The sequence below is a fragment of the Microbispora sp. KK1-11 genome (assembly GCF_006874435.1).
Taxonomy (GTDB): domain Bacteria; phylum Actinomycetota; class Actinomycetes; order Streptosporangiales; family Streptosporangiaceae; genus Microbispora; species Microbispora catharanthi.
Window position 1 is genome coordinate 14,508 of sequence record NZ_VIRJ01000018.1, and the last position, 13,158, is coordinate 27,665.

A 13,158-nucleotide genomic window follows, 5' to 3' on the forward strand; every position below is an offset into this window, starting at 1 on the left:
AGAATCGACGACCGTCCGCCGCCTACGGTGACGCCAGCCCAGGCGTTCCGAGGAGGCTGCGATGACGACGATGTACGAGCATGTCGGCGGCGAGGCGGCACTGCGCAAGTTCGCCGAGCACTTCCATGAGTCCGTGCTGCGCGATCCCCTGCTCAAGAGACTGTTCGAGTACGGGTCCTCTCACCACGCCGAGAACCTGACCGCGTTCTTCGTCGAGATGATGGGCGGCCCGAGCCGTTTCAGCGACGAGCTCGGCGGGTTCGAGGCGATCTTCCGGGCCCACCAGGGCCTGAGGATCACCGACGAGCAGCGCGACCGGTTCGTGGAGCTGATGCTGCGGGCCGCGGACGAGGCGGGCCTGCCGGGCGACGCCCGGTTCAGGCAGGCGTTCACCCGGCAGGTCACCCGGGCGGCCGGTTTCTCCACCAAGGTGTCGCACGACGCGCCGGACGCCTACCAGGCCCCCTACCCCCCGATGGGCCGGTGGGACTGGTGACGGCATGAATCGCTCGGTGCTGGTGACCGGCGGCAACCGCGGCATCGGCCTGGCCATCGCGCGGGCGTTCGCGAAAGAGGGCGACCGCGTGGCGGTCACCCACCGAGGCGGCGGCGCACCTGACGGGTTGTTCGGCGTGCGCTGCGACGTGACCGACGCGGCGGCGGTCGACCGCGCGTTCACGGAGGTGGAGGAGCGGCACGGCCCGGTGGAGGTCCTCGTCGCCAACGCCGGCGTCACCGCCGACATGCTGCTGATGCGGATGGACGAGGCCGCCTTCACCGGCGTCCTCGACACCAACCTCACCGGCGCGTTCCGCGTGGCCCGGCGCGCGGTGGGGCCGATGGTGCGCATGCGGCGCGGCCGGATGATCTTTATCTCGTCCGTCAGCGGCCTGTCCGGCGCGGCCGGACAGGCCAACTACGCGGCGGCCAAGGCCGGGATGGTCGGGCTGGCGCGGTCGCTCGCACGCGAGCTCGGCTCCCGGGGGATCACCGTCAACGTGGTGGCCCCGGGATACGTCCGCACCGACATGACCGACTCGATGACGGAGCAGCGGCGGGCCGAGGTGCTCGGGCAGATCGCGCTGCGCCGTACGGCCGAGCCCGAGGAGGTGGCCGGGGTCGTCGCGTTCCTCGCCGGGGAGGCGGCGTCCTACGTCACGGGCGCCGTCGTCCCGGTGGACGGCGGCCTCGGCATGGGCCACTGAGCCGTCCGATCCGGCGGCGGGGGCCGGCCGGGGCGGCCTGCTCAATCCTGAGCAGCGCGCCGGCGGGCCCCCGTCTAGCTTTTCGATACGGACGGGCGGCGACGGCACGACGCCGGATCTCACGCCGGATCTTCGCCGGGTCATCCGCGGACGCCCTCGCCGCGGGGATCGCCGGCGGGCCCCTTCCGCGCCCCCGCCCGGCCCGATTCACCCTCCGACGCCGACAACGACTGGGAGAGCGATGGGACCGACACGGGACATGGTCGCGGAACCGGTGGACGCGCCGGTGGACGAGGTCCTCGCGGCCTTGCGGCGGATGCTGGCCGCGGCGCTGCCCACCGGCACCGGCACCGGCACGGGCTCGGGCTCGGGCACGGGCAGTGGCGCCGATTCCCCCGATGCGCCCGCGGACGACACCCCGCTCGCGGCGTACGGGCTGGACTCGATGACGGCGGCCCGCCTCGTGCTGGAGATCAAGGAGGAGCTGGGAGCCGACGTGCCGCTGGAGTGGCTGCGCGACGCGGGGGGCCTGCGCGACCTGGCCCGGCGGATCGCCCGGGCGCTGCCCGAGGACGGCCTGTATGAGGCCGAACCGCACAAGGCCGAACGGCCCGGGCAGCCGGCCCGCGCCTCGCGACGCGAGGGGGCCGCGCCCGAGGACCGGTACGCGCCGTTCCCGCTGACGCCCATGCAGCAGGCGTACGTCGCCGGGTCGCATCCGGACCTCGGGCCCGACCCGGTGGGCTGCCACCTCTACCGCGAGTTCGAGGTCGCCGGGCTCGACCCCGACCGGCTGAAGGAGGCGTGGGGACGGGTCGTCGCGCACCACGACATGCTGCGGGCCGTGCTGGCCGAGGACGGGCGCCAGCGGGTGATGCGGGATGCGGGCCCCTGGACGATGCCGGTCCACGAGGTGGCCGACGCCGAACTCGACGACCGTGTGGCCGAGGTCAGGGGACGGCTGACGCGGCTGCGGCACGAACCGGGCGAGTGGCCGCTGTTCGCCGTCGAGGTGACCAGGGCGCGCGGCGGGCGGGCCGTCGTGCATCTCGACGTGAACGCGGTCGTGACCGACGGCCGCGGTCTCGACCTGCTGCTGTCCGACTGGTGGCGCGCCTACGTCCGGCCCGGTGATCCGCTGCCCGAGCCGCCTGGGGCCGGGCCCAGCGTGCGGGAGTGCGTTGAGCGCCTGCGGGCGCACACGCGCACTCCGGCCCACCAGGCCGACCTCGACCACTGGCGGCGACGGCTCGCCGACCTGCCCCCGGGCCCTGCCCTGGCCTACACGAGCACGGCGCCCGCGGCGGGGGCCGGTCCTGACGTCCCGGCGCCGTCGGGGGAGCCGCGGCGGCCGCTGGAGGGCGGGCTGGCGGAGGCCGAGTGGCGGGCGCTGCGCGAGCGGGCCGCCGCCTGGAACGTGTCGCCGACCGCGCTCGTCCTCACCGTGTTCGCCGAGACCCTGGCGTGGGCGGGCGCGCGCACGCCGTTCTCGCTCGTGCTGACGACCAGCGACCGGGTGCGGCTGCCCGCCGCGGCCGACCGCCTGGTGGGCCCGTTCACCTCCAGCCTGGTCTTCCCGATGCCGGCCCTGGACGGCATGGACCTGGGCGAGGCGGCGCGTGAGGTCCACCGGCTGCTGTGGTCGGATCTCGACCACGCGGCGGTCGGCGGCGTGGAGGCGCTGCGCCACCTGCGGCGTGGAGCCCCGCCGCCGCTGCCCGTCGTGTTCACCAGCATGCTCGGCCCGCGGGCCGAGCCGCCGGGGTTCGGCCGCGACGTCCGCTACGCCGTCACCCGCACGTCCGGTGTCGGGCTCGACCACCAGATGTGGGAGCAGGACGGCGAGCTGCGCTTCCGCTGGGACGTCGCGGACGGCCTCCACCCGGGCGTCGAGGCGGTGTTCGCCAGGTTCGCGAACACGCTGCGCGCGCTGGCGGCCGAGGACTCCCGCGCCGACCGCGTCCTGCCGCTCAACGACCTGCAGCAGGCCTACTACGTGGCCCGGCGGTCCGGCGGGGAGGGCTGTCAGGTCTACCACGCCTTCGAGGTGCCCGACCTCGACGTGGACCGCCTGGAGCGGGCGTGGCTGCGCCTGGCCGAGGCCTACGAGCCCTTGCGCGCGTCCGTGACCGTGGACGGGCGGCTGCTCGTGCGGTCGAGGGCGCCGCGCCGGTGGCACATCCCGGTGTCCGGCCTCGACGCCGAGGCGGTCCGCGCGACGCTGTCCGTGCGGCCGTTCCCGCTCGGGCGGGGGCCGCACGCCGAGATCCAGGTGACGCGCGGCGCCTCCGGCTCGCGCGACGCGGGCGCGTCCCCTGCCCCGAACGTGTCCCCGGCGAACGTGTTCCCGGCGAACGTGTCCCCGGCCCCGGGCGGGAACGCCGGCGCCCCGGAGACGGCCACCGTCCACGTCGCGGTCGACCTGGCCGTGGCCGACGCGCGCAGCATCCATCTCCTGCTGCGCGAGCTGTGGCGGCTGTACGCCGACACGGCGGCCGATCCCGCGCCCGCCGCCGACTCCCGCGAGCACCGCCCGGCCTCCTCGCCGGAGCAGGTCGCGTACTGGCGCGAGCGGCTGGCCGAACTGCCGCCGGGCCCCACGCTGCCCTCGCTCGCGGCGGGGGAGGAACGCGGCCGGCGGCGCGTGCGGCTGGAGGCGACGCTGCCGGGATGGCGGCGGCTGAAGGAGATCGCCGAGGGCGCCGGGGTGTCCGCCGACGCCGTGATCCTGGCCGCCTTCGGCGAGGCGCTGGCCGCCCGGCTGCCCGGCACGTTCGCGTTGACGGTCGTACGGTGGCCCGGGTGGGCCGAGCCGTGCCGGCCGGGAGAGCACACGGCGCTGAGCTGGATCCCGCACGTCCCGGGGGACACGCCGCTGTTGGAGCGGGCCCGCGACCACCAGCGGCTCCTCGCGGCCGACGCGGCGGCCGACGGCGCGAGCGGGCTGGCCGAGCTGCGCCGCGTCGCCGCCCGGCGCGGAGGCCTGGCCCATCCGGTCGTCTACACGAGCGTGTTCGACCTCGACGGCCATCCGCTGCCGCCGGGGGTCGTCGCCGGGGAATGGCGGACGTGCACGCCGGACGTCTCGCTCGACTGCGTGGCCGTCGGCGAGGGCGACCGGCTGCAGCTCTGCTGGGACCTCGACCCCGCGGACCTGCCCGAGGGGACGGCCGAGGCGGCGTTCGCCGGCCTCCGGGACCGGCTGGCGCACCTCCTCGGCGAGCGGGAGCGCCCCGGCGGCATGTCCGCCGCCGAGCGGCACAAGATCCTCTACGAGTGGAACGACACGGCCCGCGAGTTCCCCGCCGACGGGCCGGTCCACCTGCTGTTCGAACGGCAGGCCCGGGAGCGGCCCGGCGCCGTGGCGCTGCGCTGGCGTGGCGGCACGATGACGTACGCCGAGCTCAACCGGCGCGCCAACCGCATCGCCTGGCAGCTGCGCGACCGCGGTGTGGGCTCGGAGACCGTGGTCGGCATCTCGATGCGGCGCGGGCCCGACATGGTGGCCGCCGTCTTCGGGGTGCTCAAGGCGGGCGGCGTCTACCTGCCGGTCGAGCCGTACCTGCCGAGGGAGCGGGCGGCCGTGATGCTCGGAGACGCGGGGGCGGCGCTGGTGCTGTCCACCTCGCAGACCCCGTGTCACGACGTGGGCGTCGAGGTGGTCCGCGTCGACCGCGACCCGGTGCGCGACGACCCGCGCGGCGACGAGAACCCGCCGCCGGTCACCACCCCGGACAGCACGGCGTACGTCATCTTCACCTCCGGCAGCACGGGCCGGCCGAAGGGCGTCGCCGTGGCCCACCGGCCGGTGCTCAACCTGCTGAGCTGGGCCTACCGCGAGTTCGGCTTCGGCCCGGAGGACGTCGGGCTGTGCGTGACCTCGCTCGGCTTCGACCTGTCGGTGTTCGACATCCTGGGGCTGCTCGGACGGGGCGCCGGGCTGTACGTCGCGGACGAGACCGAGCAGCGCGACCCCGCCGAGCTGGCCGACGTGCTGCTGCGGGAGCCGATCACCTTCTGGAACTCGGCGCCCACCACGCTCAACCAGCTCGCCCCGCTGCTGCCCGCGCACGCGGGCCGGCCGGGCACCGGCGACCTGCGGCTGGTGTTCCTGAGCGGCGACTACACCCCGCTGTCCCTGCCAGGGGAGGTCCGCGCGGTGTTCCCCCGGGCGCGAATCGTCAGCCTCGGCGGGGCCACCGAGGCGACCGTCTGGTCCAACTACTTCCCGGTCGAGGACATCGACCCCGCCTGGCGCAGCATCCCGTACGGCAGGCCCATCGACAACAGCCGCTACTACATCCTCGACGAACAGCTCGAACCATGCCCGGTCGGCGTGGAGGGCGACCTCTACATCGCGGGTGAGTGCCTGAGCCTGGGCTACTACAACCAGCCCGAGCTGACGGCCCAGCGTTTCGTGCCCGACCCGTTCGCGTCCCGGCCGGGCGAGCTGATGTACCGGACCGGCGACCGGGCCTCCTTCTTCCCCGACGGGAACATCTGCTTCCTCGGCCGCGCCGATAACCAGGTCAAGATCCGGGGGTTCCGGGTCGAGCTGGGCGAGATCGAGCACCGGCTGCGGCAGCACGAGGGGGTCAAGGAGGTCGTTGTGCTGGCCCGTCCCGACCACACGGGCGACCGCAAGCTCGTGGCGTACGTGCAGCCGTCGGGTCCGACCCCGCCGGGAGTCAGGGACCTGCGCGCGTTCGCGGCCGAGACGCTGCCCGAATACATGGTGCCCAACTTCGTCGGGTTCGTGAGCACGTTCCCCGCCACCGCGAACGGCAAGCTCGACCGGGACGCCCTGCCCTGGCCGCTCACCGGCGCGCCCGGCGCGGCGCAGGAGCCCGGGGCCGAGCCGGAGGAGCCGGGGGAGGCGCCGCGCGGGCCGAGCGTCGAAGAACTGCGGGACGAGATCGCCGCGCTGTTCGCCGAACGGCTGGGCGTGCCTGCCGTACGGCCCGACGACGACCTGTGGGACCAGGGCGCCACGTCGTTCACGATCGTGCAGGTCTCCGGCGAGCTGCAGAAGCGGTACCGCCAGCGGGTGCCGGTGGCGACGCTCCTGTCGGAGCCCACGGTCACCGCCATCGCCCGGCACGTCGCCGCCCGGCTGTCGGACGGCGACGGAGGGGAGACCCCCGCGGCCGACGCGCGGGGGACGGGCCGGCCCTCGCGACCCCGCGCCGCCGAGGCGACCCCCGCCGTGTCGAACGGCTCCGCGACGCCGGGCCCGTCGCCGGACCTTCCGGCTGCGAACGGTGCCGCGAGGTCCGGCGTTCCGCATTCCGAGCCTGCCGTGAACCCCCCCGCGCGATCCGCGACCGGGTCCGGCGACGGCGACGCGGGCGGTGCGCCCGCCGCGGGGAGCGTGGACTTCTTCTCGCCGCAGGAGCGGGCCGCGTTCAAGGCCGGCCGGTGGGGTGAGCGCCCCCGGCTGGCGGGGGAGCGGATCGTCCCGCTCGACGCGGCCGAGTTCGCGCCCGAGCACTACGACTGGCGCGGCAGCCACCGAGAATTCGCCGAGGCGGCGCTGCCGTACGACGATTTCTGCCGTTTTCTCAGCCTGCTGCGCACGTCGGCGCCGGGCGAGCGGGGCCGGCGGCTCTACCCCTCGGCGGGGGACACCTACTCCGTCCAGGTGTACCTGCACGTGCGGCGCGTGGAGGGCGTGGCCGCCGGGCTGTACTACTACCGGCCGGGAGAGCACGCGCTGCAACTGGTCGGGCCGGCGGACGGGATCGACCGCTCCGCGCACTTCTACTACAACCGGCCCGTCTACGACCGGGCCTGCTTCGAGCTGTACCTGGTCGGGCAGCTCGACGGCATCGCGCCCCTGTACGGCGACGACGCCCCGCGCTACCTGGCCCTGGAGGCCGGATACATCGGCCAGCTCCTGATGATGGGCCAGGCGGCGTGCGGCGTCGGGCTCTGCCCCGTCGGGGCGGTGGCGTTCGAGCAGATCCGCGAGCGGCTGCACCTGAGCGACGGGCACCGGTTCCTGCAGTCGTTCCTCGGCGGCGTGCCCGCCCGGCCCGTGCCCCCGGTCGCCGCCTCCGGGGAGCGGCCGGTGTTCGGCGCCGCCCGCCGCGACCGGGTCGCCGTGCCCGTCGTCCCCGCCTCGGACGGGCGGCGCGCGGCGGAGATCGCGGTGGTGGGGGTCGCCGGGCGTTATCCGGGCGCGGCCGACCTGGCGGAGTTCTGGCGCGGCCTCGCCGAGGGGCGGCAGGCGTTCGGCCGCATGCCGGCCGGCCGGGCCGCCGGCGGCACCGGCCTGATCGGCGGCTTCCTCCCCGACGCCGACGATTTCGACAGCCTGTTGTTCCACATCTCGCCGGCCGAGGCCCGCACGCTCGACCCGCAGCTGCGGATGATGCTGCGGGTCATGTGGGAGTGCCTGGAGAACGCCGGGCACACCCCCGGCTCGCTGCGCCGCGCTGCGCCGCGCGTCGGCGTGTTCACCGGCGTGATGTGGCACGACCACCGGCAGGCGGGCGCGGACGCGTGGCGGCGGGGCGAGCCGCCGGCCGTCACCGCCATGGCCTCCGACATCCCCAACCGGGTCTCGCACTTCTTCGACTTCCGCGGGCCGAGCGTCGCCGTCGACACCTCGTGCTCGTCGTCGCTGACCGCCCTGCACCTGGCCGTGGAGAGCCTGCGCAGGGACGAGTGCGACGCCGCCCTGGTGGGCGGGGTCAACCTGGTCTGCCACCCCTACCACGCGGAGGTGCTGTCGGCCCTGGGGCTCGTGTCGCCCGACGGCTCCGCGGGCGCGTTCGACGCCGCGTCCTCGGGATGGGTGCTCGGCGAGGGGGCGGGCGCCGTCCTGCTGCGCCCGGCCGCGGCGGCGGCGCGGGGCCGCGACACCGCCCATGGAGTCGTCGAGGCCACCTGGATCGGCCACTCCGGCCGGAGCGTGCGCTTCGGCGCACCCAACAGCCCGGCGCTCGCCGACTCGATCCGGCAGGTGCTGCGCCGCGCCGGCCGTACGCCGGAGGAGATCGGGTACGTCGAGTGCGCGGCCGCCGGGGCGAGCGTCGCCGACGCCGCCGAGATAGAGGCGCTCGCGGAGGTCTTCGCCGGGACGGCCGGGAGTGACGGGCGCGGCGTGCCCGTGGGCACGGTCAAGCCCAACATCGGCCATCTGGAGTCGGCCGCCGGGATGTCGCAGATCGCGAAGGTGCTGCTGCAGTTCGCGCACCGGGAGATCGTGCCCACCCTGGCCGGGCGGACCGGCGGGCTGGTGTCCTGGGACGCCCTGCCGCTGCGCCTGGCGGACCGGCGGGAGCCGTGGCGCCCGCGCCGTGCGGGGGAGCCGTTGCGCGCCCTGGTCAACGCGCTCGGCGCCAGCGGGTCCTACGCTCACGTCGTGTTGCGCTCCGCCGGATGACGGACGAGGGGAGGAGGTGGTCGCGTGACGATCGTGCAGGCGTACCCGAAAGGGCCGGAGCCGGCGCCGCCGGCCTGGCTGAGCAGTGACGCCGGGCGACAGGACGCGCCGGCACGGCTGTTCTGCTTCGCCCACGCGGGTGGAGGAGCCGGCTTCTTCCGGCCGTGGCGGCCGCTGCTGCTGCCGGAGGTCGAGGTCTGCCCGGTCGTCCTGCCGGGCCGCGAGTGGCGGCTGCGGGAGCGGCCGTACACGCGGATGGAGGAGCTCGTCCCCGCCGTGGTGGACGGCTTGCTGCCCTATCTCGACCGGCCGTACGCGTTGATGGGCCACAGCATGGGCTCGGCGGTGGCCTACGAGGTGGCCCGCCGCCTGTCCGCGGGCCCGGCCACCCCGCCCGCGGGGCTGGTCGTGTCCGGCCGCCGGGCCCCGCACCTGCCCAAACGCCGAGCCGACCTGCACGGCCTGCCGGATGAGGAGTTCGTGGCGGCGGTCGCCCGGTTGAACGGCATCCCCGACCAGGTGCTGCGGCAGCCCGACCTGCTCCGGCTGTTCGTGCCCGGCATGCGGGCCGACTTCACGCTGAACGAGACTTACCGGCCCCTTCCGGGTCCGCCGCTGTCCTGCCCGGTGTCCGGGCTGACGGGGGACGCCGACCCGGAGGTCACGCCCGAGGAGATGCTGGCCTGGCGGGAGGTGACCACCGGCCCCTTCACCCTCCGCGTGTTCGCGGGCGACCACTTCTACCTCAAGGGCGTCAGGCCCGACTTCATCGACGCCCTCAGGACCGACCTGCGCCGCCTGCTGTCCGTAACCTCCTGAACGGGCCTACTGAACGCCTCACGGCAGGGGCGGCGGGGCCGGGTGGACGACGACCGCGCAGGGCAGGCCGGGCTCCCGCCGTACGGCGAGGGCGAGCAGGTGGCGCGGGCCGGGCCGCCACTGGGCGAAGCGCCACCGTGCCGGGTCGTCGCGCAGCCGAGGGCCGAACCGGGCCACGCTCCGCCCCTCCACCGTGGTGGGCGTCCCCGCCGGGAGGGACGCCGCGATCTCGAAGTCGCACTCGTTCATCGGCAGCGTCATCCCGTATCCGCGTGCCTTGACGTACGCCTCCTTCAGCGTCCAGTAGCGGAAGAACAGGTCGGCCCGGGCGTCGGGGTCGTCGAGCGGGACGAGCCGGGCGTACTCGGCGGGCGAGCAGACCCGCCGGGCCAGCCGCAGCGGGTCGGCCCGGCGGTGCACGCGCTCGGCGTCCACCCCGCAGGCGGCGCCCAGCGTGACCACGCAGGCCACCAGTCCCGCCGTGTGGGAGATGTTGAACCGCAGCGGCCGGAGGGGCGGCTGGCCGACGATCTCCGGCCTGCCGTGGGGTGTGGTCGTGAACCGCCACGCGTCCGCGGTGACGGCGGGCGCGCACCAGGTCAGCGCGGCTCGGGCCAGGCCGTGCGCGGCCTCGAACGCCAGCCGGTCCGCCTCCGACCGGAAGGCGGCGGCCCGGTCCCGCTCCGGCTGTGACAGCGTCGCGCGGTAGCCGCCGAGCGTCCCGTCGCGATCCAGCGCGTCCGGGTCCGCCACCCACACGTGCACCTCGCCCGCCGCGATCCGCGGCTCCGTCGAGTCCCTTCCGTCCGCGGACGCCGTCGCCCGTCCCGTGAGCGTCACCGCTCGGCCCGCCTCCGATCCCGCCGCTGTCTGTCTCCTGCCTCCCCGCTTCCGGGGACGCGCCGCCGCAATCGTCCCCCGCAAGCGGGGACGCGGCCTGCTCAATGGTGAGCAGACGCCGCTCCCGGCCGACGGTAGAACCGGATCGTCGCCCTCGCCGCCCGATGGAGATGACCATGGATTATCGGGGCATCCGCGTCGAGGCGTCCCCCGACACGATGCGGGTGACCCTCGACCGGCCGGACCGGCGCAACGGTCTCGACGCCCGTACGATCGCCGAGATCCGGCACGCCCTCGACGAGGCCGAGCACCGGCCGGACTGCCGGATCGTCGTGCTCGCGGGCCGCCCGGGCGTGTTCTGCACGGGCATGGACCTCGCCGAGGCGGTGGACGCGCCCGAGGGCGACGGCGGCGTGGCGGACTTCCACGCCCTCCTGCGCAGGATCAGCACGACGCCACGGGTGGTGGTGGCGGAGGTCGACGGCCAGGCCGCCGGGGGCGGGGTCGGGCTGGCGGCGGCCTGCGACCTCGTGCTGGCCACGCCCCGCAGCACGTTCAGCCTGCCCGAGGCGCTGTGGGGGCTGCTGCCGTGCGCGGTCCTGCCGTTCCTGGTGCGGCGCACCGGCTTCCAACCGGCGTACGCGATGACGCTGACCACCAAGCCCGTGTCCGCGGCGGAGGCGCACCGCGACCGGCTGGTCGACGAGGTGTGCGACGACCCGGCCGCCGCGCTCGGCCGCCTGGCGTTCCGGCTGACCAAGGTGGCCCCCGAGGCGATCGGGGAGGCCAAGCGCTACTTCGGCCTGCTCTGGCCGGTCACCGAGGAGACCGGCCGCGTCGCCGCCGCCGAGTTCGCCCGCCTGATGGGGGCGCCTGCCGTACGGGACCGGATCGCCGCCTTCACCCTGCACCAGCGGATGCCGTGGGAGACCGGCGCGGGGGGTGGGACACGCCCGCTCGCGGACGCGGACGGAAGGAGGGGCACATGAGCGTCGCCTGGATCTTCCCGGGGCAGGGGGCGCAGCGCCAGGGCATGGGCGCCGGGCTGCTCGACCGCTACCCGGATCTGGTCGCCCGGGCCGACGAGATCATCGGGGTCTCGCTGCGCCGCCTGTGCGCGGGAGACGAGGAGAGACTCCAGCACGACACGCGATACGTCCAGCCGGCGCTGTTCGCCGTGGCCGCGCTCGCCCATCGGGCGGCGCTGGAGGAGGGGCCCGCTCCCGCCTACCTCGCCGGGCACAGCCTCGGCGAGATCGCCGCGCTGCACGCCGCGGGATGCTTCGACTTCGAGACCGGCCTGCGGATCGTGCGGCGGCGTGGCGAGCTGATGGCCCGCGCCCGGGGCGGCGGCATGCTCGCCGTCGTCGGGATGCCGGTCGACCGGCTGCGCGAGGTGCTGGCCGAGGAGGGCGCCACCGACGTCGACCTCGCCAACCACAACTCGCCCGACCAGGTCGTGCTGTCGGGCCCCGAGGACTCGGTGCGCGCGCTCGCCGCAGTCCTGCGCGCGGCGGGCGCAGGCAAGTGCGTGCTGCTCAACGTGAGCATCGCCGCCCACTCGCGGTACATGGCGTTCCCCGCCGCGGCGTTCGCCGAATACCTGCGCACGGTGGACTTCGCCCCGCCGCGCGTGCCTGTCGTGTCGAACGTGACCGCCCGCCCGCACCGGCCGGAGACCCTGCCCGACCTGCTCGCGCGGCAGGTGCGCAGCCCGGTGCGGTGGTGGGACACCATGGTCTACCTGGCCGGGCAGGGCGTGCGCGACGTCCGCGAGATCGGCCCTGGGCAGGTGCTGACCAAACTGTGGCGCAAGGCCGAAGGACACCTCGTCGCGTCCACGCCCGGCTCCGCCGGGCCGGCCGTCCGGGCCGGCCGCGAGTCCGTCGGTCCGGGCCCCGGCGGGGAGCCGTACCGCGTCCCGGCGGAACGCCTCGGCTCGGCGGAGTTCAGGAGGGACTACGGCACGCGCCTGGCATGCGCGGCGCCGGCGGACGCGAACGCGGCGGGTTCGGCCGACGAGGTCACCCGGACCGCCCGGCGGGGAGTGCTCGCCTTCCTCGGCGTGGACGGCCTGCCCGCCGGCGACGTGGAGCGGGCCGTCCAGCGCCTGCGCCGCGACCTCGGTCCCGGCGCGCCGTACGGCGTCGCCCTGGACGCCCGCCGTACGGGCCGTGACGAGGCGGAGCAGGAGCGCGTGGCCGGCCTCTGCCTGCGTTACGGCGTGCGCTTCCTGCACGTGACCATCCCGCACGAGCCCCTCGCGCAGGCGCCCTCTGAGGTGGTGCGCTTCCGCTTCGCCGGGGCCTACCGCGACGCCGCAGGCCTGCCCGTCGCGCCCAACCGGCTCGTCGCCCGGGTGGCGGCTCCCGACCTGGCGGAACGGCTGATGCGGCCCCCGGCGGAGCCGATCCTGGCCGAGCTGTCCGCCCGGGGAGCGCTCACCCCCGCCGAGGTGGAGGTCGCCCGGCGCCTGCCCGTGAGTGAGGACGTCTGCCTCGACTGCTCGTCCGCGGGCCCGGGGCTGGAGGTCCTGCTGCCCGAGGCGCTGCGCCGCCGGGACGAGGTGGTGGCCGCACACGGACACCACGTCCGGGTCGGGGCGGCGTGCGCGACACCGGAGGCCGCCGCCGTCGCGTTCGTGCTGGGCGCCGACTTCGTGGTCGCGGCCCGCGACGTCGAGTCCCGCGGCGCGGGCGGCCGCGCACCGGAGCGACCTCCGCTCCTCCCCCCGGGCGGCCAGGTGGAGGTGGAGCAGGTGGAGGTGGAGCAGGTGGAGCAGGTGGAGGCGGAGCGGCTCATGGAGGCCGCGGCCGGCCTGCTCGCCCGGCGCCTGACGTCACTGGCGCCGCCCGGCGCCCGGCCCGTGCCGACCGGCGCGTGACCACACCCGAAGACCGACCG

The 13,158-nt window shown here is 75.7% G+C and carries 7 protein-coding genes; 6 read left to right on the forward strand and 1 reads right to left on the reverse strand.

The features are described 5' to 3' along the window. Window positions 1-61: 61 nt before the first annotated feature. The 4 genes from FLW16_RS24410 (at window position 62) to FLW16_RS24425 (ending at window position 9,414) form a co-directional block, all read left to right on the forward strand. Window positions 62-496, forward strand: a complete 435-nt coding sequence (locus FLW16_RS24410) for a group II truncated hemoglobin (RefSeq protein WP_142562456.1) — start codon at window positions 62-64, stop codon at window positions 494-496. Window positions 497-500: 4 nt separating this feature from the next. Then, window positions 501-1,205, forward strand: coding sequence for a 3-oxoacyl-ACP reductase FabG (gene fabG, locus FLW16_RS24415; RefSeq protein ID WP_142562457.1), 705 nt, complete (start codon window positions 501-503; stop codon window positions 1,203-1,205). 241 nt (window positions 1,206-1,446) lie between these two features. Further along, a complete protein-coding gene (locus FLW16_RS24420) occupies window positions 1,447-8,595 on the forward strand; it encodes a non-ribosomal peptide synthetase (RefSeq protein ID WP_142562458.1) in 7,149 nt (2,382 codons plus the stop codon). Window positions 8,596-8,619: 24 nt separating this feature from the next. After that, entirely contained in the window at window positions 8,620-9,414 is a 795-nt protein-coding gene (locus tag FLW16_RS24425) for a thioesterase II family protein (RefSeq protein WP_221891264.1), read from the forward strand. An 18-nt stretch (window positions 9,415-9,432) separates the two neighbouring features. Here FLW16_RS24425 and FLW16_RS24430 read toward each other — a convergent pair whose 3' ends face one another. After that, complete coding sequence (locus FLW16_RS24430; protein ID WP_142562459.1) at window positions 9,433-10,254, reverse strand: 4'-phosphopantetheinyl transferase superfamily protein; 822 nt, start codon at window positions 10,252-10,254, stop codon at window positions 9,433-9,435. A gap of 176 nt (window positions 10,255-10,430) precedes the next feature. Between FLW16_RS24430 and FLW16_RS24435 the strand changes: the two genes are divergently transcribed. Together FLW16_RS24435 and fabD are read left to right on the forward strand one after the other, a co-directional pair. After that, window positions 10,431-11,243 carry an enoyl-CoA hydratase-related protein gene (locus tag FLW16_RS24435; protein ID WP_142562460.1) on the forward strand — a complete coding sequence of 271 codons (813 nt, stop codon included), beginning with the start codon at window positions 10,431-10,433 and terminating at the stop codon, window positions 11,241-11,243. Further along, window positions 11,240-13,138 (forward strand): ACP S-malonyltransferase, encoded by a 1,899-nt coding sequence (gene fabD / locus FLW16_RS24440; protein ID WP_142562461.1) that lies wholly within the window; start codon window positions 11,240-11,242, stop codon window positions 13,136-13,138. The genes FLW16_RS24435 and fabD overlap by 4 nt, the downstream gene beginning before the upstream one ends. The last annotated feature ends 20 nt before the right edge of the window (window positions 13,139-13,158 follow it).

Coding starts and splice junctions, on each gene's coding strand:
- fabD (WP_142562461.1), top strand. CDS start 11,240: ATGAGCGTCGCCTGGATCTTCCCGGGGCAGGGGGCGCAGCGCCAGGGC.
- FLW16_RS24410 (WP_142562456.1), top strand. CDS start 62: ATGACGACGATGTACGAGCATGTCGGCGGCGAGGCGGCACTGCGCAAG.
- FLW16_RS24420 (WP_142562458.1), top strand. CDS start 1,447: ATGGGACCGACACGGGACATGGTCGCGGAACCGGTGGACGCGCCGGTG.
- fabG (WP_142562457.1), top strand. CDS start 501: ATGAATCGCTCGGTGCTGGTGACCGGCGGCAACCGCGGCATCGGCCTG.
- FLW16_RS24435 (WP_142562460.1), top strand. CDS start 10,431: ATGGATTATCGGGGCATCCGCGTCGAGGCGTCCCCCGACACGATGCGG.